Here is an 18,117-nt window from a genome sequence, read left to right on the forward strand (position 1 = left end):
CCTGATCGGCGCCGGCGCCATGACGGCCTGCACCACCACCGACCCGTACACGGGCATGCCGGTGCGCAACAACACCGGCACGGGCGCCCTGGCCGGCGCCGCGGGCGGCGCGCTGCTGGGCTATCTGACCAACACCAACAAGGGCGAGCAGGGCCGCAAGAACGCCCTGATCGGCGCGGGCATCGGCGCCCTGGCCGGCGGCGCCGTCGGCAACTACATGGACCGCCAGCAGGCCGACTTCCGCCGCAGCCTTGAAGGCTCGGGCGTCGCCATCCGCCGCAACGGCGACCAGATCGTGCTGGTCATGCCCAGCGACGTGACCTTCGCCGTCGACAAGTCGGACGTGCAGCCGCAGTTCACCCGCGTGCTCGACGACGTGGCCCGCACCCTGAACGCCTATCCCCAGACCACGATCGACGTGGTCGGCCACGCCGACAGCAGCGGCCCCGACGACTACAATCAGGCGCTGTCGGAGCGCCGCGCCGGTTCGGTGGCCGGCTATCTGACCGGCCCCGGCCGCGTGCTGCCCGACCGCGTCTTCGTGGCCGGCCAGGGCGAGCGCCAGCCGATCGCCACCAACGACACCGCCGAGGGCCGCGCCCAGAACCGCCGTGTCGAGATCATCCTGCGTCCGCTGACCCAGTAGGCGGCCCAAAGGCGGACGCGGTCAGGCGTCGCAATGAGCTTGACCGCGGGCCGCCTCGACCGAAGGTTGCCGCGCCGCGCGTCCATGTTGGACGGGCGATGCTTGCACGGAACCTTTCGATGAAGTCCATCCCGATCCGCCTGGTCGCCGCCACGCTGGCGGCGACCGCCGCTATTTCCGGCCAGGCCCTCGCCACGCCTTCCGAAACGCCCACCAGCCAGATCACCTTCTACGGCGGCGGCTGGACGGACGCGATCGTCCGCGTCCAACTGGCCACGGCCTTCCACAATCCGGACGGCTGCCCGGTGACCGACGGCTACATCGTCGATCCGGCGATCGGCGGCGCCCAGATGTTCGCGTCAATCCTGCTGACGGCCTTCACCACCAACCAGCCCGTGCGCCTGGTGGTCGACGGCTGCTCCTACTCGCGCCCAAAGATCATCGCGATCAACATGCCGAAGTAACCGTCCGGCGCGGGGGCGGCTCGACCGGCCGCCCCCTCCTTGGCTATGAGGGACGCATGAAGACCCGCGCCGACCTCATCGCCTTCTTCGACGCCCACGGCGTCGACCATTCCACCCTCGACCACCCGCCGGTGTTCCGCGTCGAGGAGGGGCTGGAGATCAAGAAGGCCCTGCCCGGCGGCCACACCAAGAACCTGTTCCTCAAGGACGCCAAGGGCCAGCTGTGGCTGATCTCGGCGCTGGGCGAGACGACGATCGACCTCAAGAAGCTGCACCACGTGATCGGCTCGGGCCGGCTGTCGTTCGGCCCCGAGGCGATGATGGTCGAGACCCTGGGGGTGACGCCCGGCTCGGTCACCGCCTTCGGCCTGATCAACGACGAAGAGCGCCGCATCCGCTTCGTGCTCGACAAGGCGCTGGGCCAGGCCGATCCGGTGAACTTCCATCCGCTGAAGAACGACGCCACCACCGCCGTCAGCCAGGCCGGCTTCCGCAAGTTCCTGGCCGCCCTGGGGATCGAGCCGATGATCGTCGACTTCGAGGCCATGGCCGTCGTCGGCTAGGAGTCGGCTAAGACAGGTCGGCCGCCTTTTTCCAGCTCAGCTTGAAACCGGACGGCCCTTCTACATTTTAAGTTGCATGAAGGCGCGCGAACTCCACCTTCGAGGAGGCTCTCCATGCATCTGGCTTTCCGACCCGCCCTGACCGCGGTCCTGGCCTGCGCGGCGCTGACGACCCAGGCCTGCGCCCAATCGGAGCCCGCCTCGGGACCCGACCTGAAGGCCTTCGACCAGGCCCGGTTCATTCCGTTCACGCCCTGGCCGGCCGGGCAGGCGCCGTTCACGACGGCGCCGACCTTGGCCCTGCGCCTCGACGGACCGCTGGGCGCCTTCAGGCCGCCGCCGGTGGTGATGGACACCGGCTCGACGGGCCTGGTGATCTCGGCGGCGGACCTGCCCGGCTACAGCGCCGCCAAGACGGCGGGATACAAGCCCGGCTGGGAGTTCCTGAGCAGCAGCAAGCGGCTGTGGATCGGCCACTGGGTTCCGACCAGCGTCGCCTTCCTCGATGGGGCCAGCGTCGAGGTCGCCCGGTCGCAGGTTCCGGTTCTGATCGTCGAGACCGAGCTGAACTGCCCCGGCTACGACGTGAAGGCCGCGCCGGGGACCTGCGCCGCGCCCAAGGCCCGGATCGATCTGCCCAAGGGCATCGCCTATATGGGCGTCGGCTTCGGGCGCGAGGGCAACGGCCAGTCGCAGGGCACGCCCGACAAGAACCCGCTGCTCAACATCGTCGCCATCGACGGCCGGCCGATCGCGCCGGCGACCTTTCGCCGGGGCTATGTGGTGACGCGCGACGGCGTCCACGCGGGCCTGACCCCGGCGCTGGCCGCCGGCTTCCGGTTCGCCAAGCTGGGTCCGCCGGGCGCGGGCGGACCGCTGGACTGGCCGCAGGCGCCGATGCGGGTCGCGGCCGGACGCCTGCCCGCCCAGCCCGGCGCGCTGCTGATCGATACCGGCATCCCGACCATGTATCTGGGCGTGGCCAAGCCCGACGCCCTGCGGACGGTCACGCAGACCAACCACAACGACAAGGCCCCTGCAAAGGTGCTGGCGGCCGGCGAGACGGTGACCGTGACCGTGCCGACCGCGCCGGCCACGACCTTCGCCTTCACGGCGGGCCGGCCCGACCCGGCCGCCCCCAGCCAGGTGCTGGTCAACTCGCCGATGGCCACGGCCTTCGTGAATACCGGCCGCCACGTGCTGCGCCGCTACGCGGTGCTGTTCGACGCCGACGGCGGCTGGTTCGGACTGCGGCCGGCGGCCGAGGGCGGCCAGGACTAGGCTTGCGCGGCACAACCACAGGCCGCATCCTTCCCGCAAAACAAACCCGAGGGAGGGGCCATGACCTGGTTGCCGATCACTTCTGCTTTGTGCGTGGCGAGCGTCGCGGGGCTGGTGGCCCTCAGCGTGCCGGTGGCGACCTATCGGCTGAAGTCGCAGATCACGCTCGGCAAAGGCGACGACCCGGTGTTGACCGCCCGCATCCGCGCCCACGGCAACTACATCGAATACGTCCCGATCGGCCTGATCGCCATCGGCCTGGCCGAGCTGGAGGGCGCGCCGACGGCGCTTGTGCTGGCCAGCGCCATCGCTCTCGCCCTCGGCCGGCTGATCCACGCGATCGGCATGCTGACGGGGGCGAAGATCCCGCCGCGAGCCATCGGCATCACCCTGACCTGGCTGGCCCTGGTGGGCGCCGGGGCCGGGGTCCTCACAGCAATGATCCGCTCGTGACGCGGCGAAGATTGCGAAGCGGCCCGGCAAGGACCATCTTGCGGCGCTGAGCGACCGCGCGTGAGAGAAGACCCCATGTCCCTGATCGGTGAAAAGCCCGCCCCCATCCAGGCCGGCGGCGGCAAGAGCGAGCACATCAAGGACGGGACCGACGCCACCTTCATGGCCGACGTCATCGAGGCCTCGAAGACCCAGCCGGTGATCGTCGACTTCTGGGCGACCTGGTGCGGCCCCTGCCGCCAGCTGACCCCGGCCCTGGAAAAGGTGGTCAACGCCGCCAAGGGCGCGGTGAAGCTGGTGAAGATCGACGTCGACGCGAACCCGGGTTTCGCCGGCCAGCTGCGCGTGCAGTCGATCCCCACAGTCTACGCCTTCGTCGACGGCCAGCCGGTGGACGGTTTCCAAGGCGCCCTGCCCGAAAGCCAGATCCAGCAGTTCGTCGAGCGCATCTCGGGCCCGCCGGCCGCCGGCGCGGTGGACGAGCTGCTGTCGATGGCCAAGGAGAGCCTGGACGTCGAGGACCTGGGCGGCGCGGCCCAGGCCTTCGCCCAGGTGCTGCAGATGGAGCCCGACAACATCAAGGCGCTGGGCGGTCTGGCCCGCGTCTACCTGGCCGGCGGCGACCTGGAGCGCGCGGCCGAGATCGCCGCCATGGCCCCGGAGACCGCCAAGGATCCGGACCTGGAAAGCGTGCGCGCCGCCCTGAAGCTGGCCGAGGCCGCGCCGTCCGAGACGGCCGTCTTCGAAAAGCGCCTGGCCGCCGACGCCGACGACCACGAGGCCCGCTTCGAACTGGCCAAGGCCCTGGCCGGCGCCGGCCGCCTGGACCTGGCCAGCGACCACCTGCTGACCATCATCCAGCGCGACCGCGCCTGGAACGACGAAGCCGCCCGCAAGCAGCTGCTGACGGTGTTCGAGGCGGCCGGGCCGACCTCGGAAATCGCCAAGCAGGGCCGCAAGCGTCTGTCGGCGATCCTGTTCAGCTAGGAAACCCTGGCGGGGCCGCGCGTTCACACTATCCAGTCAAGGAGGCCGCCATGCCGGGCGTATACCGGAAGACCCTCGACCTGCCGCTGGTGATACCCGTGTTCCCGCTGGACGGCGCCTTGCTGCTGCCGGGCGGCCAGCTGCCGCTCAACATCTTCGAGCCGCGCTATCTCAACATGCTGGACGACGCCATGTCGGGCGAGCGGATCATCGGCATGGTCCAGACCCGCGCCGGGGGCGACGTGCAGCGGCCGTCGCTGGCGCCGGTCGGCTGCGCGGGCCGGGTGACCAGCTTCGCCGAGACCAGCGACGGGCGCTACCTGATCACCCTGACCGGGGTGGCGCGGTTCCGGGTCGGCGAGGAGCTGCCGGTGCGCACGCCCTACCGCCAGGTGCGGGCCGACTTCGCGCCCTATGACCTCGACCTGCACGAGGACCAGCAGGAGCCCGCCGGCGATGGCGCGCCGCTGCTGAACGCCCTGCGGCGCTATCTCGACCACCGCGGCCTGGCCATCGACTGGGGCGAGGCCCACGCCGCGCCGTCCGACGCCCTGATCAACAGCCTGGCCATGGCCCTGCCGTTCGATCCGCTGGAGAAGCAGGCCCTGCTGGAGGCCCGCACCCTGGCCGACCGCCGCAACACCCTGGTCACCCTGCTGGAAATCGACGCCGCCCAGGACGACGACGAACCGCCGTCGGTGCAGTAGAGGCCTTCAGGCCGCCCAAGTTCGCCATCCCGGCAAGAGCGTAGCGTAGAGCCGGGATGACGTGAGTGGGACGCTTCTACGGCTTCACCGCATCCCACGACGCGACCTGATAGCCGTTCTCCGACAGGCATTGCCCCATGGCCGCCTTGTGCCGCTCGTCGAGGGCGGCGCGTTGGCCCTTGCTGCCCTTGGCCTTGTCGTAGGGGACCTTGAGCACCAGGCCGGTGGGGCCGGGCGGCAGGTCGCGGGCGGTGGCGCTGGCCGGGTGCACCTTGAAGCCGGTGGTCTTGCCGCCCCGCACTTCGTCGCGGCACGAGGCGAAGGTGCTGGCGAAGGCCTTTTCGTCGGCGGCGTTGGTCGCCAGGCGCGGGGAATAACCGGCCCCTCCCATAGAGCCGCCAAGAGAGCCACAGGCGGCGAGGGTCATGACGCTGGCGGCCACGGCGGTGCTCAGGAAGGTCCGTTCGGTGACGGTCATGTCTGCATCCAAGATCGTTGTTATCGCTTCTGCGACAACCGCGACTGCACATCGGAGGTTCCGGCGGCGGGGCTTTCCCATTTCGCCGGCCGGCACTAGAACAGCGCCATGACCGCCGCTCCTCCGCTCCCGCCCGTCGATGTCGATCCGCGCCTGCTGGAGGTGCTGGTCTGCCCGGTGACCCGCGCCCCGCTGTTCTACGACCGCGCCCGCGGCGAACTCGTCAGCCACACGGCCAAGCTGGCCTATCCCATCCGCGACGGCGTGCCGATCATGCTGCCGGAAGAGGCGCGCAGCCTGGCGGACGGGGAGTAAGACCCCCTCCGGCCCTCTGGGCCACCTCCCCCAGAGGGGGAGGATTACGCCGCGCAGATGCTCCCCCTCTGGGGGAGCTGTCGGCGAAGCCGACTGAGGGGGCCTAAAGCGCCGTTCCTCGCAGCAGCTTCGGCAGGTCGCCCACGCCGCCGCCGGCCTCGTGCATGAAGAACCGGCGGGCCGGGGCGATGCGGTTGACCGCCGCCATGCCGACGCCGCGCGCGATGCGCAGCAGCGGATTGTCGTTCGAGAACAGGCGCACGAAGCCATCGAAGGCCAGGGCGTTGGTGACGTTGTCGAACCGGCGCCAGCGGGCGTAGCGCTCCAGCGTCGCCTCGGCGCCGATGTCCTCGCCGTTGCGGATCGCCTCGACCACCACCTCGGCCAGGGCCGCGGCGTCCTTGAGGCCAAGGTTCAGGCCCTGCCCCGCGATCGGGTGCACCCCGTGAGCGGCGTCGCCGATCAAAGCGAGGCGCGGCGCGGTGATCCGCTCGGCCAGCGACAGCGACAGCGGATAGACGAACACCGGTCCGGCCATCTCGACCTGCCCCAGGAAGTCGCCGAACCGGCGCATCAGGTGGGCGTGGAAGGCCTCGGGCGAGGCGTTGCGCAGGGCCTCGCCGCGCGCGGTGCTCTCGGTCCAGACCAGGCTGGCGCGGTTGTCGGTCAGCGGCAGGATGGCGAACGGGCCGCTGGGCAGGAAGTATTCGTGGGCCACGCCCTCGTGCGGGTGCTGCATCTTCACGGTGGCGACGACGCCGCTCTGGCCATAGCCCCAGCCGATGTCGCCGATGCCCGCGGCCTTGCGCAGGGCCGAGCCGCGGCCCTCGGCGCTGACCGCCAGCGGCGCGCTGAGCACCCGGCCGTCGGTGAGCGTCACGCGGGCTTCGGCGGCGTCGACCTCCAGCCCGGCCGCGCCGGCCGGAGCGATGACTTCCAGACCCTTGTCCAGCGCGGTCTTCGACAGGGCCGCGCGGATCTGGCGGTTCTCGATCAGGTAGCCCAGGGGCTCGCCTTCCGAGCGGTCGGCGATCTCGCCGCTGTCGAAGCGCAGGAAGAAGGGCGATGGCTTTCCGGAAGCCGCGCCCGGCGCCTTGCCGTCGGTGACCAGGATCTGCTCGATGCGCTGGGCGTGGGGCGCAAGGGCCTCGCCCGCGCCGATCGCCCGCCACTGGCGGAACGAGGAATAGGCGATCGCCGACGAGCGGCCGTCGAAGGTCGGGGCCAGCTGGGCGTCGAAGGGCTGCGGATCGACCAGCAGCGGCTTGACCCCGGCCGAGGCGAGGGCGAGCGCCAGGGTGGTTCCGGCCATGCCGGCCCCGGCGATGATGACGTCGGCGTCGTGCTTGCGCATGGCGTGGGTATGCGCTCGCAGCGGGCGGGCTGTCCAGTTGGACGGAAGGTCCGAGGCGCCCTTACGCAGACGGGACAGACACCCTCCGCAAAAATATTCCCCCAAGCGCGGCCATACGCCGCCCTGTTTGAAAAACCCTGCCCTTGCCTACCGGCGTTCCCAGGCGTAACGGGACGGCGCATTTCCCCTTGTCGGGGCTGAAAGATTGGAGACTGCGATGGGTTACCGGGTCGCCGTGGTCGGCGCCACGGGCAACGTGGGCCGCGAGATGTTCAACATCCTCGAGGAAGTGAAATTCCCCGTGGAGAAGATGCACGCCATCGCCTCGCGCAAATCCATCGGCACCGAGGTCTCGTTCGGCAATCAGATCCTCAAGTGCGAGGACCTGGAGCAGTTCGACTTCTCGAAGGTCGACATCGTGCTGATGAGCGCCGGCGGGTCGATCTCGGCCGCCTGGGGCGAGAAGATCGGCGCGGCCGGTCCGATCGTCATCGACAACTCCAGCCACTTCCGGATGGACCCGGACGTGCCGCTGGTGGTGCCGGAAGTGAACCCGGACGCCGTCAACTCCATCCCCAAGAACATCATCGCCAACCCCAACTGCTCGACCGCCCAGCTGGTGGTGGCGCTGAAGCCGCTGCACGACGAGGTGCCGATCAAGCGCGTGGTGGTGTCGACCTACCAGTCGGTTTCCGGCGCGGGCAAGGAAGGCATGGACGAGCTGTGGGACCAGACCAAGGGCGTCTTCGTCCTGGGCGCGCCCGAGCCGAAGAAGTTCACCAAGCAGATCGCCTTCAACGTCATCCCCCACATCGACGTCTTCATGGACGACGGCTTCACCAAGGAAGAGTGGAAGATGACCGTCGAGACCCAGAAGATCCTGGATCCGGCGATCCAGCTGGTCGCCACCTGCGTGCGCGTGCCGGTGATGGTGGGCCACTCGGAGTCGGTCAACATCGAGTTCACCGGCCCGCTGGACGAGGACGACGCCCGCGAGATCCTGCGCGACGCCGAAGGGATCGTGGTGGTCGATAAGCGCGAGAACGGCGGCTACATCACGCCGAAGGAAAGCCAGGGCGAGTTCCCGGTCTACGTGTCGCGCATCCGCAAGGACCCGACCGTCGAGCACGGCATCGCCCTGTGGTGCGTGGCCGACAACCTGCGAAAGGGCGCGGCCCTGAACGCCGTGCAGATCGCCCAGCTGCTGCACGACAAGGGCCTGATCAAGCAGAAGACGCCGGCCTAAAGAACGACCTTCCCGTCGTCCTTCCGCCAGCGGAGGGACGACGGAACCGGCCTTCGGGCCAATTCGCACCCTCCGCAAAAAACGGGCGGACGCCGGGACGACTCCCTGTCAGATCCCTCCGCGAAAGGTGCGGTCCATGTCCCCAAGTTCCACCAGCAGCGCTTCCAGCGACGCGCGTTCGGCCTATCTGGCCGGCGTCGGCTGCTATGTGATGTGGGGCTTCCTGCCCCTCTATTTCCACACCCTGGCGACGCTTGGCGTCACCTCGTTCGAGATGATCGCCCACCGCACGCTGTGGTCGGTGCTGTGGGCCGGCGGCCTGGTGCTTCTGGCCCGGCAGAGCGGCCAGGTGGCGGCGGTCATGCGCCAGCCCAAGACCCTGGCCCTGCTGGCCCTGTCGACCCTGGCCATCTTCGGCAACTGGACGATCTACGTGCTGGCGGTGAACGCCGGCCACGTCATCGAGGCCAGCCTCGGCTATTACATCAACCCGCTGATGAACATGGCGGCCGGCGCCCTGCTGTTCCGCGAGCGGATGACCACCGAGGGCAAGGTCGCCATCGGCTTCGCCGCCGTCGGCGTGGCCATCCAGACCGTGGCCCTGGGCCACCTGCCGCTGGTGTCTCTAGGCCTCGCTCTGACCTTCTGCGTCTATGGGATCGTGCGAAAGCAGGTGAAGGCCGACGCCCAGACCGGCCTCTTCATCGAGTGCGCCTATCTGGCCATTCCGGGGCTGCTCTATGTCTGGCATCTGCAGGCCAGCGGCGCGGGGCACTTCACCCAAGGCGCCGGCACGGCGATCCTGCTGCTGGTCGCCGGCCCGGCCACGGTGATCCCCCTGGCGCTGTTCGCCTGGTCGGCCCGCCGCCTGCCGCTGAGCGCGCTGGGCTTCCTGCAGTTCATCGCCCCGACCTTGCAGTTCCTGCTCGGCGTTTTCCTGGGCGAGGCCTTCACGCCGCTGCGGGCGCTGTCGTTCGTGTTCATCTGGCTGGGGGTGGCGGTGTTCGCCTACGGCGCCTGGAAAAGGCTCAGGGCCGCGCCCGCTGTGGCCTGAGAACTTCAGGCGTGACAAAACGTTGGTCAATTTGTCGCATGGCCGCCGGCGCTTAAGTCGGCGGCAACGGACGCGATTGCAGGTATGCCCGCAGTCTTTCGCAGGGGGAAACCATGACTACCGATGCTGGCGCCACGCCCAACCTCGCCGCCGTGCTCGAGGCCCTTTCCGTCGAGATGTCGCTGGCCGCCGAAGCCTGCGGTCACCTGGACAGCGCCCTGGGCAAGATCCTCGAAAACACGCCGGCGGAATCGCGCCTGGCCGTGATGCAGGAACTGCACACGGTCGACCACCTGGCCCAGCACATCACCGCCATCACCGACTTCACCAGCAAGCTGGTGCAGGCCGCCCCCGAAGGCGTGCCGCTGGAGGTGCAGGAAGCCCTGGCGACCATCACCCTGGGCGCGGTGGCCGAACGGCTGAAGGGGCGGCTGGGGCTGTAGGGCCGAGCGCGCGAAACCTCGTCCTTCGACAAGCTCAGGATGAGGTTTCTACTGATCCGCTGAGCCAACCATGATCCTCACCCTGAGCCTGTCGAAGGGCGAGGATCACTCACGACCTCACAGGCTCGCGTAAGCCGCCTTGATCAGGCTCACCGCGCGTGGGTCGCCGATCAGCTCGTTGCCCTGGCGGTTCATCACGTACGAGCCCGAGACCCCCGTCTTCGGATCGGCGAAGGCGCAACTGCCGCCCCAGCCGGAGTGGCCGAAGGCGTCGCTCGTCGGGCCGTAGAAGAAGTTGGGCGTGTTGCGCATGAAGCCCGCGCCCCAGCTGATCTCGTAGGGCAGGACGAGGTCCTGGCCGGCGATGCGCTCAGCCCGGGCCAGTTCCATCGTCTCCTGCGACAGCACCTTGACCCCGTCGAGGGTCCCGCCGCTGGCCAGAGCGCCCATCAGGCGAGCCAGGGAGTGGGCGGTGGCGTGGCCGTTGGCCGAGGGGATCTCGGCCCGTCGCCACTCGCCCGTGCCGCGGCCGCCGGGCGCGGCCCACTTGGTCATGAAGGCGGCGCGGATGGCGTCGTTGATCTCGCCGAACTTGGGGAAGGCGGTCGGCCGCATCAGGTCGGCGCAGCGCGCGTGCTCGCTGTCGGGCAGGCCGATCCAGAGGTCGAGGCCCAGCGGCGTGGCCAGATCCTCGCGCAGCGCCGTGCCCATGGTGCGGCCGTCGACCCGACGGAAGATCTCGCCGGCCGTGTAGCCGAAGGTCACCGGGTGATAGCCGCTGGCCGTGCCGACCGGCCACAGCGGGGCCATGGCGGCGAGTTTCGCGGTCGTCGCCTCCCAGTCGAACCAGATGGCCGGATCGACCTCGTCGAGGAAGCCCGACAGCCCGTCCTGGTGCGACATCACCTGGCCGACGGTGATCGCCTCCTTGCCGTTCTGCGCGAACTCCGGCCAGACCGAGGCGACGGTCTGGTCGTAGGTCAGCTTGCCCTGATCGACGAGGCGCGCGACCAGCAGAGCGGCCACGGCCTTGGTGGTCGAGAACAGCGGCGTCAGGGTGTCGGGGCCGAAGGCCACCTGACGCTTGCGATCGGCGAAGCCGGCCATCAGGTCGACGACGATCTCGCCGTCGATGGCCAGGGAAAAGCGCGCGCCGAGCTCGCCGCCGCCCGGCGAGGCCGGATCGAAATTGGCCTCGAAGGCCTCATAGACCTGGGCGAACGGGGCGGGGCAGACGCCGGTGATGTCGAGGCTCATGGCTTTTGCTCTAGCCCGGCGGCGCGGGGTTTGTCATCCGAAGGACAGTCCCCCGCGTAACGGAGCCCGCCGATGAAGCCCGAGATCCTGCAGCTCAAGGCCCTGTCGCCGCAGCTCGAAGCCGGGCTGGAGGCGGCTTACGTCGTCCACCGCCCCTACCGCGCCGCCGATCCGGACGCCCTGATCACGGACGTCGGCCCCAGCGTGCGCGGCCTGGTCACCGGCGGCGACCTGGGCGTGCCCGACGCGCTGTGGGATCGCCTGCCGGCGCTGGAGATCGTCGCCGTGCACGGCGTCGGCCTCGACAAGGTGGACCTGGATCTCGCCGCCGCCCGGGGCGTGGCCGTGACCACGACGCCCGGCGTGCTCACCGAAGACGTCGCCGAACTGGCCATCGGACTGTGGCTGTCGCTGTCGCGCCGGATGATCACGGCCGACCGCTATGTGCGCGAAGGCCGCTGGCCAAAAGCCGAGCGCCTGCCCCTGGCGCGGCGCGCCACGGGGCGCACGGTCGGGATCCTGGGCCTGGGCCAGATCGGCCGCGCGATCGCCCAGATGGCCGCGCCCTTCGCGGCGAGCATCGCCTATCACAGCCGTCGGCCGGTCGAGGGCGTCCCATATGCCTACCACGCCAGTCCGCCGGCGCTGGCCAAGGCGGTCGACGTGCTGTTCCTCGTCACGCCCGGCGACGCCGGACCGCTGGTCGACGCGGCGGTGCTGGAGGCGCTGGGACCCGACGGCCTGCTGATCAACGTGGCGCGAGGCTCTGTGGTGGACGAAGCCGCCCTTGTCGCGGCGCTGGCGGACGGAACCATCGCCGGGGCGGGCCTGGACGTGTTCGACGACGAGCCGAACGTTCCGGCGGCCCTGCTGGCGATGGACAATGTCGTGCTCCAGCCTCACCGGGGCAGCGCCACGATCGAAGCCCGGGAAGCGATGGCGGCGCTGGTGCTGGAGAATCTGGAGCGGCATTTCGCCTCTCCAAACTCGTCATCCCGGCCGTAGCGAAGCCGAGAGCCGGGACCCAGGGGACTGGGCGTGGCGGATGGGTTTGTCACCCGGCGTTGGCCAGCGCATTGCGGCGGCCCCTGGGTCCCGGATAAGCGCTGCGCGCTTTCCGGGATGACGGCGGGGGGAGAGGACGGTCGCCGCCTAAGCCAGCCGCTCGATCCGCACGGTCGGCGAGGTCTGCTTGATGCGGGCGGCCATGGCCACGATCGGCAGTTCGGGCGCGTTCCAGATGTTGGCGGCGGTCACCGTCTCGGCGACGCCGCCGACGGCGCGGGCCAGGCCGTAGGACAGGGTCTGGCCTTCCAGGATCGAGGCGGCGAACAGGGCGGTCAGCAGGTCGCCGGTGCCGCTGGGCGAGCGCTCGGCCTTGGCGTGGGCGGCGAGCCACGCCTCCTTGCGGTCGGCGTAGACCACGCCGATCTCGTTCCCGCGCTGCACCGACGAGACGATCACCGGCTTGTTCAGCAGGCGGGCGGCGCGCACGGCCCCGGCCGGGTCGCGCACCTCGGCGCCGGTCAGGCGCTGCAGCTCCCAGGCGTTGGGGGCGACGATGTCTGCGCGGGGGATCAGGTCGGCGGCGATGGCGTCGGCCACCTCGCCGGGCACGTAGAGGCCCTTGCCGGCGTCGCCCATGGTCGGATCGACGATGATGGTCGGCTTGCGAGCGGCGGCCCCGTCGCGCGGCGCGGCGCGCACGGCGTCGATGGCGCGAGCGGCGGCGCGCACCTGGGCGGCGCTGGCGAAATAGCCGGTGATGACGAGGTCGGTCAGGCCGAACAGGCCGTTGGCCTCCAGCCCGTCGAGCATGCCCTCGACCACCTCGATCGGCACCGGCGCCCCGCCGGGCACGCCCCAGCCGGGATGGCGGCCATAGAGCACGGTGGGGACCACCATGGTGTCGATGCGGAACTGGGTCAGGGCGGCGGCCTGGGCGGTGGCGCCCACCTGGCTGCCGGCGACGTGACTGGAAATGAGAAGCGCGAGCGGCATGGGCAAAGCAGTTAGCCGAGCCTGCGGAACTTGAACAGGGCGTCACGAAGGCAAAACCGCGGCGGCTCGTCCACTGGTCGATCCGCAACAAAAAAGCCCGCTCCGAAGAGCGGGCTTTCCGTCGAACGCCCGGAGCCTGCTGGCAGGCTCCTGATCAAAGATACCAAGCGCGCTCTTAGTAGCGGTAGTGGTCCGGCTTGAACGGGCCGGCTTCCGGCACGCCGATATAGTCGGCCTGTTCCTTGTTCAGCTTCGAGAGCTTGGCGCCCAGCTTCTCCAGGTGGAGGAAGGCGACCTTCTCGTCGAGGTGCTTGGGCAGGGTGTAGACCTCGTTCTTGTACGCGGTCTTGTTGGTCCACAGCTCGATCTGGGCCAGGGTCTGGTTGGTGAACGAGGCCGACATCACGAACGAGGGGTGGCCGGTGGCGTTGCCCAGGTTCACCAGGCGGCCTTCCGACAGCACGATGATCTTCTTGCCGTCCGGGAATTCCACGTGGTGGACCTGCGGCTTGATCTCGTCCCACTTGAAGTTGCGCAGGCCGGCGATCTGAATTTCGCTGTCGAAGTGGCCGATGTTGCAGACGATGGCGTTGTTCTTCATCTGCCGCATGTGGTCGACGGTGATGACGTCCTTGTTGCCGGTCGCGGTGACGTAGATGTCGGCCTTGCCGGCGACGTCGTCGAGGGTCTGGACCTCGTAGCCTTCCATCGCCGCCTGCAGGGCGCAGATCGGGTCGATCTCGGTGACGATCACGCGGGCGCCGCCTTGGCGCAGCGAGGCGGCCGAGCCCTTGCCCACGTCGCCATAGCCGCAGACCACCGCGACCTTGCCCGAGAGCATGACGTCGGTGCCGCGACGAATGGCGTCGACCAGGCTTTCACGGCAGCCATAGAGGTTGTCGAACTTGGACTTGGTGACGCTGTCGTTGACGTTGATGGCCGGGAACGGCAGGTCGCCCTTGGCGGCCATCTGGTACAGGCGGTGCACGCCCGTGGTGGTCTCTTCCGACACGCCGCCGATGGCGTCGCGGATGGCCGAGTAGAAGCCCGGCTTTTCGGCCAGGTAGCGCTTCATCACGGTGTAGAGCGCTTCTTCTTCCTCGTTGGTCGGGTTGTTGAGGATCGACGGATCCTTCTCGGCCTTCGGACCCAGCACGCACAGCAGGGTGGCGTCGCCGCCGTCGTCGAGGATCAGGTTCGGATAGCCGCCGTCGTGCCACTCGAAGATCTTGTGGGCGTATTCCCAGTACTCGACCAGGTTCTCGCCCTTGAAGGCGAAGACCGGGATGCCGGCGGCGGCGATGGCGGCCGCGGCGTGGTCCTGGGTCGAGAAGATGTTGCACGAGGCCCAGCGGACTTCCGCGCCCAGGGCCGTCAGGGTCTCGATCAGCACGCCGGTCTGGATGGTCATGTGCAGGCTGCCGGCGATGCGGGCGCCCTTCAGCACCTGGGCCGGACCGTATTCGGCGCGGGTGGCCATCAGGCCCGGCATTTCGGTCTCGGCGATGGCGAGTTCCTTGCGGCCGAAATCGGCGAGCGAGATGTCCTTGACGATGTAGTCGGCCACAGTCGGCTCCTGGATCGGGGGATTGTCTTGCCCGCCTTATAGCGCGCACGGCGGACAGTGGCAAACTGACATAAAGATTTCCTTATGTCCGCGGGGCGCGAAAGAAAACCCGTCTCGAGCGAACTGGCGTGACGCTTGCGGGCGAAGGCGGCTCAAGTGTCAAAGTGGGATCTGGGGGACTACCGAACATGCGCTCGCCGAGCCGGCCTTTCTTCAAGGCCTATGAAATCGTGGCCATCGTCGCCTTCGTGGCGGCCGCCGTCATCGTGGGCAGCCTGAAGCTCGTCTACTAAACGGGCCGACGAAACAGGGCGCAAACAGCCCGCCTTGGAACGAAACGGCGCCGCCCACGCGTTGTAGGCGGATGCCGGAAGGTTCCGTTACACCCCCGCCGCCGCCTCCGCCCGAGGCCACCGCCACGCCGCGACGCCGCTCGTGGCGCGCCCTGCCGCGCGCCGCGCGCTGGGGGATCGGCGCGGCCCTGCTGATCCTGGCGGCGATCATCGCCTTCGTCGTCTGGTTCGACTGGAACATGCTGCGCGGCCCGGTCGGCCGCTTCGCCTCGGCCCAGCTGCACCGGCAGGTGCGGATCGACGGCGACCTGCGCGTCCATCCCTGGTCGTTCTCGCCCAAGGCCGAGGCCTACGGCCTGTTCGTCGGCCAGCCCGACTGGGCGCCCAAGACCGGTCCGCAATCGGGCCACATGGCCCGCATCGACCGGGTGGCGGTGCAGATCAAGCTGCTGCCGCTGCTGAAGGGCGACGTCATCCTGCCGCTGGTGGCCGTGGACCGGCCCGACGTGCGCCTGCTGCGCGAGGCCTCGGGCCGCGCCAACTGGACCTTCGGCGATCCGAACAAGAAGAGCACCAAGCCGCTGAAGCTGCCGGCGATCCAGCACTTCGTGATCAACGAGGGCCAGTTGCGGGTCGAGGACCGCTCGCGCGACGTGCTGTTCATCGGCACGGTCAGCTCCAACGAACACGCCAGCGGCGACGGCAAGGGCCGGTTCGTGCTGGAGGGCAAGGGCCAGTACAACCGCTCGCCGTTCCTGGCGCGGGTGACCGGCGGGCCGCTGCTGAACATTTCGCCCAACCGCCCCTACCCGTTCGACGCCAAGGTCAGCGCCGGCTCGACCCAGGTCACGGCCGAGGGCTCGATCACCAAGCCGTTCGACCTGGGCCGCTTCGAGAGCGACCTGACGGTGGCCGGCAGCGACCTGAACCGCCTCTACGGCCTGACCGGCCTGACCCTGCCCAACACCCCGCCCTACAGGATCAGCGGCCACCTGGTGCGCAAGGGCGGCCGGTTCGACTTCGAAAAGCTGAACGGCCGGATCGGCGACAGCGACGTCAGCGGCGACCTCTTCGTGCTGGTCGACCGCGAGCGGCCCTATCTGGAGGCCGATCTGCGCTCCAAGCGCCTGGACTTCGACGACCTGGGCAGCCTGGTCGGCGCCGCGCCGGCCACGGGTCGGGGCGAGACCGCCTCGGCCGGCCAGAAGGTCGAGGCAGGCCAGCGCGAGGCCACCGGCCGCCTGCTGCCCGACGCCACCCTGCAGACCGACCGCGTGCGGGCCATGGACGCCAAGGTCACCTACCGCGCCCTGGCGGTGAACGCGCCGAACCTGCCCCTGCAGAAGGTCCGGCTGGACCTGACGCTCGACAAGGGCGTGCTGAGCATGGATCCGATCGCCTTCACCTTCTCGCGCGGCGATCTGGCCGGGAAGGTGCGGCTGGACGCGCGGCCGGCGACGCCGGTCACCGACCTCGACCTGCGCCTGACCAACGCCAAGCTGGAGGACTTCATCCCGCTGAAGAGCGGCGGCAAGCCGGCCATCGAGGGCGGCATCGTCGCCCGGGCCAAGCTGCGCGGCGTCGGCAATTCGGTGCACCGCGCCGCGGCCTCGTCGAACGGCACGGTGACCCTGGTCGCCCCCAAGGGCCAGGTGCGCCAGGCCTTCGCCGAGCTCCTGGGCGTCAACGCCTCCAAGGGCCTGCTGATGCTGCTGTCGAAGGACACCAAGGAGACCAGCCTGCGCTGCGCCGTGGCCAGTTTCGACGTCAGGAACGGGGTGATGCGCGCCGACAAGATCATCGCCGACACCGGCGTGGTGCTGGCCAAGGGCGAGGGCACGATCAACCTGGAGACCGAGCGCCTGGACCTGCAGATCGAGGGCGACAGCAAGAAGCCGCGCCTGGTGCGGCTGTTCATCCCGATCGAGATCAAGGGCCCTCTGGCCGCGCCCCGCATCAGCCTGCAGACCAGCGGGGCCTTCGCCCAGGGCGGCGTCGCCGCGGCGCTGGGCGCGCTGATCAACCCGCTGGCCGCCATCCTGCCGTTCGTGACCCCGGGCCTGGAAAAGGACGCCGACTGCGCCTCGCTGGTGGCAGAGGCCCGCGGCGACGGCGTGGCGGTGCGCACGACCCAGACGACGCAAGCCGCCCCGAAGAAGGGATCGCAGAAGGGATCGAAGAAGGGCGAATAGGACGCCTCAAGGCGACGCGCCAGAACGCACCAGACAGCGATTGCTCCCCCGCCAACTCCGCCTAAAGTGGAGCAAACATCCTTTGGGGGGAGCCTGACATGAAGATCCGGACAGCCGCGCTCGCGACGGCCGTCGCGCTGGGCCTGGCGATCGCGCCGGCCCGGGCTCAGAACGAAGACGTGTCGGAAGTCGTCGTCACCGCCGCCCGACTGACCGAATACGACCCGATCAAGACGCCCTACGTCTCTCTGAAGAAGCGCCCCGACAACCTGATCACGGTGGTGCGGGTGCTTTGCGACACGCGCGACCTCAGCCAGCGGCGCAACGAGCTGAAGGCCACCCTGCGCAACATGATCAAGGCCGCGCCGGCCGCCGGGGTCGAGCTGGGCCTAGGCGAGGAAATCATCGGCCGCTTCGACGAGTCGATGCTGGACAGCGTGATCCGTCCCGACAGCCGTCCCGACACCAGCCAGGCCGTGCTGGTGATCAAGACCCGCATCAGCCCGACCGACACCTTCGACGCCGCGACCGGTCGCATCATGGCCTTCGCGGACAAGACCCCCACCGTGGGACGCGCCGAGATCGTGCCGAGCGAAGACTGGGACCTGACCCTGATCGGGCCGCAAAAGCATCGCGGCGAGGTCATCGCCCTGGTGGCCGAAGACGCCCGCCGCGCGTCGGCCGCCTTCGGACCGCAATACGCCGTCTCGGTCGAGGGCCTGCAGCTGCCGGTGTCCTGGTACCAGTCCGGGCCGCTGGAGCTGGCCCTCTACATTCCCTACCGGATGACCGTGCTGCCCAAGGGAACGCAATAGC

General features: G+C 69.4%; 19 protein-coding genes. 14 read left to right on the top strand and 5 right to left on the bottom strand.

Annotation, left to right across the window (positions count from 1 at the left end; genetic code table 11):
* The first annotated feature begins 19 nt into the window (after positions 1-19).
* The 7 genes from DMC18_RS13185 (at position 20) to DMC18_RS13215 (ending at position 5,101) form a co-directional block, all read left to right on the top strand.
* On the top strand, positions 20-646 hold the full coding sequence (locus DMC18_RS13185) for an OmpA family protein (protein WP_370444020.1): 627 nt from the start codon (positions 20-22) through the stop codon (positions 644-646).
* Between the two features lie 119 nt (positions 647-765).
* The gene (locus tag DMC18_RS13190) at positions 766-1,110 is read left to right on the top strand and encodes a hypothetical protein (RefSeq protein ID WP_110119873.1); all 345 of its coding nucleotides are present in this window, start codon (positions 766-768) and stop codon (positions 1,108-1,110) included.
* 56 nt (positions 1,111-1,166) lie between these two features.
* The gene (locus DMC18_RS13195) at positions 1,167-1,673 is read left to right on the top strand and encodes a prolyl-tRNA synthetase associated domain-containing protein (protein ID WP_110119874.1); all 507 of its coding nucleotides are present in this window, start codon (positions 1,167-1,169) and stop codon (positions 1,671-1,673) included.
* Between the two features lie 114 nt (positions 1,674-1,787).
* The gene (locus tag DMC18_RS13200; protein WP_110132998.1) at positions 1,788-2,954 is read left to right on the top strand and encodes a hypothetical protein; all 1,167 of its coding nucleotides are present in this window, start codon (positions 1,788-1,790) and stop codon (positions 2,952-2,954) included.
* A 60-nt stretch (positions 2,955-3,014) separates the two neighbouring features.
* Positions 3,015-3,407, top strand: coding sequence for an MAPEG family protein (locus DMC18_RS13205; protein WP_110119875.1), 393 nt, complete (start codon positions 3,015-3,017; stop codon positions 3,405-3,407).
* A gap of 75 nt (positions 3,408-3,482) precedes the next feature.
* A complete protein-coding gene (trxA, locus tag DMC18_RS13210; protein WP_110119876.1) occupies positions 3,483-4,394 on the top strand; it encodes a thioredoxin in 912 nt (303 codons plus the stop codon).
* Between the two features lie 50 nt (positions 4,395-4,444).
* Entirely contained in the window at positions 4,445-5,101 is a 657-nt protein-coding gene (locus DMC18_RS13215) for an LON peptidase substrate-binding domain-containing protein (RefSeq protein ID WP_110119877.1), read from the top strand.
* Positions 5,102-5,177: 76 nt separating this feature from the next.
* Here the strand turns inward: DMC18_RS13215 and DMC18_RS13220 are convergent, their stop codons facing one another.
* A complete protein-coding gene (locus tag DMC18_RS13220) occupies positions 5,178-5,579 on the bottom strand; it encodes a hypothetical protein (RefSeq protein WP_110119878.1) in 402 nt (133 codons plus the stop codon).
* A gap of 108 nt (positions 5,580-5,687) precedes the next feature.
* Between DMC18_RS13220 and DMC18_RS13225 the strand changes: the two genes are divergently transcribed.
* Complete coding sequence (locus tag DMC18_RS13225) at positions 5,688-5,894, top strand: Trm112 family protein (protein ID WP_110119879.1); 207 nt, start codon at positions 5,688-5,690, stop codon at positions 5,892-5,894.
* A 103-nt stretch (positions 5,895-5,997) separates the two neighbouring features.
* Here DMC18_RS13225 and DMC18_RS13230 read toward each other — a convergent pair whose 3' ends face one another.
* Complete coding sequence (locus DMC18_RS13230; protein ID WP_110119880.1) at positions 5,998-7,248, bottom strand: UbiH/UbiF/VisC/COQ6 family ubiquinone biosynthesis hydroxylase; 1,251 nt, start codon at positions 7,246-7,248, stop codon at positions 5,998-6,000.
* Between the two features lie 217 nt (positions 7,249-7,465).
* On the opposite strand from DMC18_RS13230, the gene DMC18_RS13235 reads away from it, so the two are divergent.
* The 3 genes from DMC18_RS13235 to DMC18_RS13245 all read left to right on the top strand — a co-directional run bounded on the left by DMC18_RS13235 (position 7,466) and on the right by DMC18_RS13245 (position 9,991).
* The gene (locus DMC18_RS13235) at positions 7,466-8,494 is read left to right on the top strand and encodes an aspartate-semialdehyde dehydrogenase (RefSeq protein ID WP_058348404.1); all 1,029 of its coding nucleotides are present in this window, start codon (positions 7,466-7,468) and stop codon (positions 8,492-8,494) included.
* Positions 8,495-8,630: 136 nt separating this feature from the next.
* Positions 8,631-9,548 (top strand): EamA family transporter RarD, encoded by a 918-nt coding sequence (gene rarD, locus DMC18_RS13240; protein WP_110119881.1) that lies wholly within the window; start codon positions 8,631-8,633, stop codon positions 9,546-9,548.
* A 113-nt stretch (positions 9,549-9,661) separates the two neighbouring features.
* Positions 9,662-9,991, top strand: coding sequence for a hypothetical protein (locus tag DMC18_RS13245; RefSeq protein ID WP_110119882.1), 330 nt, complete (start codon positions 9,662-9,664; stop codon positions 9,989-9,991).
* Positions 9,992-10,108: 117 nt separating this feature from the next.
* Here DMC18_RS13245 and DMC18_RS13250 read toward each other — a convergent pair whose 3' ends face one another.
* Complete coding sequence (locus DMC18_RS13250) at positions 10,109-11,248, bottom strand: serine hydrolase domain-containing protein (RefSeq protein WP_110119883.1); 1,140 nt, start codon at positions 11,246-11,248, stop codon at positions 10,109-10,111.
* Between the two features lie 72 nt (positions 11,249-11,320).
* Here DMC18_RS13250 and DMC18_RS13255 point away from each other — a divergent pair, with 72 nt between their 5' ends.
* Complete coding sequence (locus tag DMC18_RS13255; protein WP_110119884.1) at positions 11,321-12,253, top strand: 2-hydroxyacid dehydrogenase; 933 nt, start codon at positions 11,321-11,323, stop codon at positions 12,251-12,253.
* Positions 12,254-12,400: 147 nt separating this feature from the next.
* Here DMC18_RS13255 and DMC18_RS13260 read toward each other — a convergent pair whose 3' ends face one another.
* Both DMC18_RS13260 and ahcY read right to left on the bottom strand, forming a co-directional pair.
* Entirely contained in the window at positions 12,401-13,249 is an 849-nt protein-coding gene (locus DMC18_RS13260; protein WP_110132999.1) for a PfkB family carbohydrate kinase, read from the bottom strand.
* Between the two features lie 175 nt (positions 13,250-13,424).
* On the bottom strand, positions 13,425-14,816 hold the full coding sequence (ahcY, locus tag DMC18_RS13265; protein WP_110119885.1) for an adenosylhomocysteinase: 1,392 nt from the start codon (positions 14,814-14,816) through the stop codon (positions 13,425-13,427).
* 364 nt (positions 14,817-15,180) lie between these two features.
* On the opposite strand from ahcY, the gene DMC18_RS13270 reads away from it, so the two are divergent.
* Complete coding sequence (locus DMC18_RS13270) at positions 15,181-17,301, top strand: AsmA family protein (protein WP_110133000.1); 2,121 nt, start codon at positions 15,181-15,183, stop codon at positions 17,299-17,301.
* A gap of 98 nt (positions 17,302-17,399) precedes the next feature.
* The gene (locus DMC18_RS13275) at positions 17,400-18,116 is read left to right on the top strand and encodes a hypothetical protein (RefSeq protein ID WP_110119887.1); all 717 of its coding nucleotides are present in this window, start codon (positions 17,400-17,402) and stop codon (positions 18,114-18,116) included.
* Position 18,117: the final 1 nt, after the last annotated feature.

The organism is Caulobacter sp. D5, assembly GCF_003185805.1.
Lineage (GTDB): Bacteria > Pseudomonadota > Alphaproteobacteria > Caulobacterales > Caulobacteraceae > Caulobacter.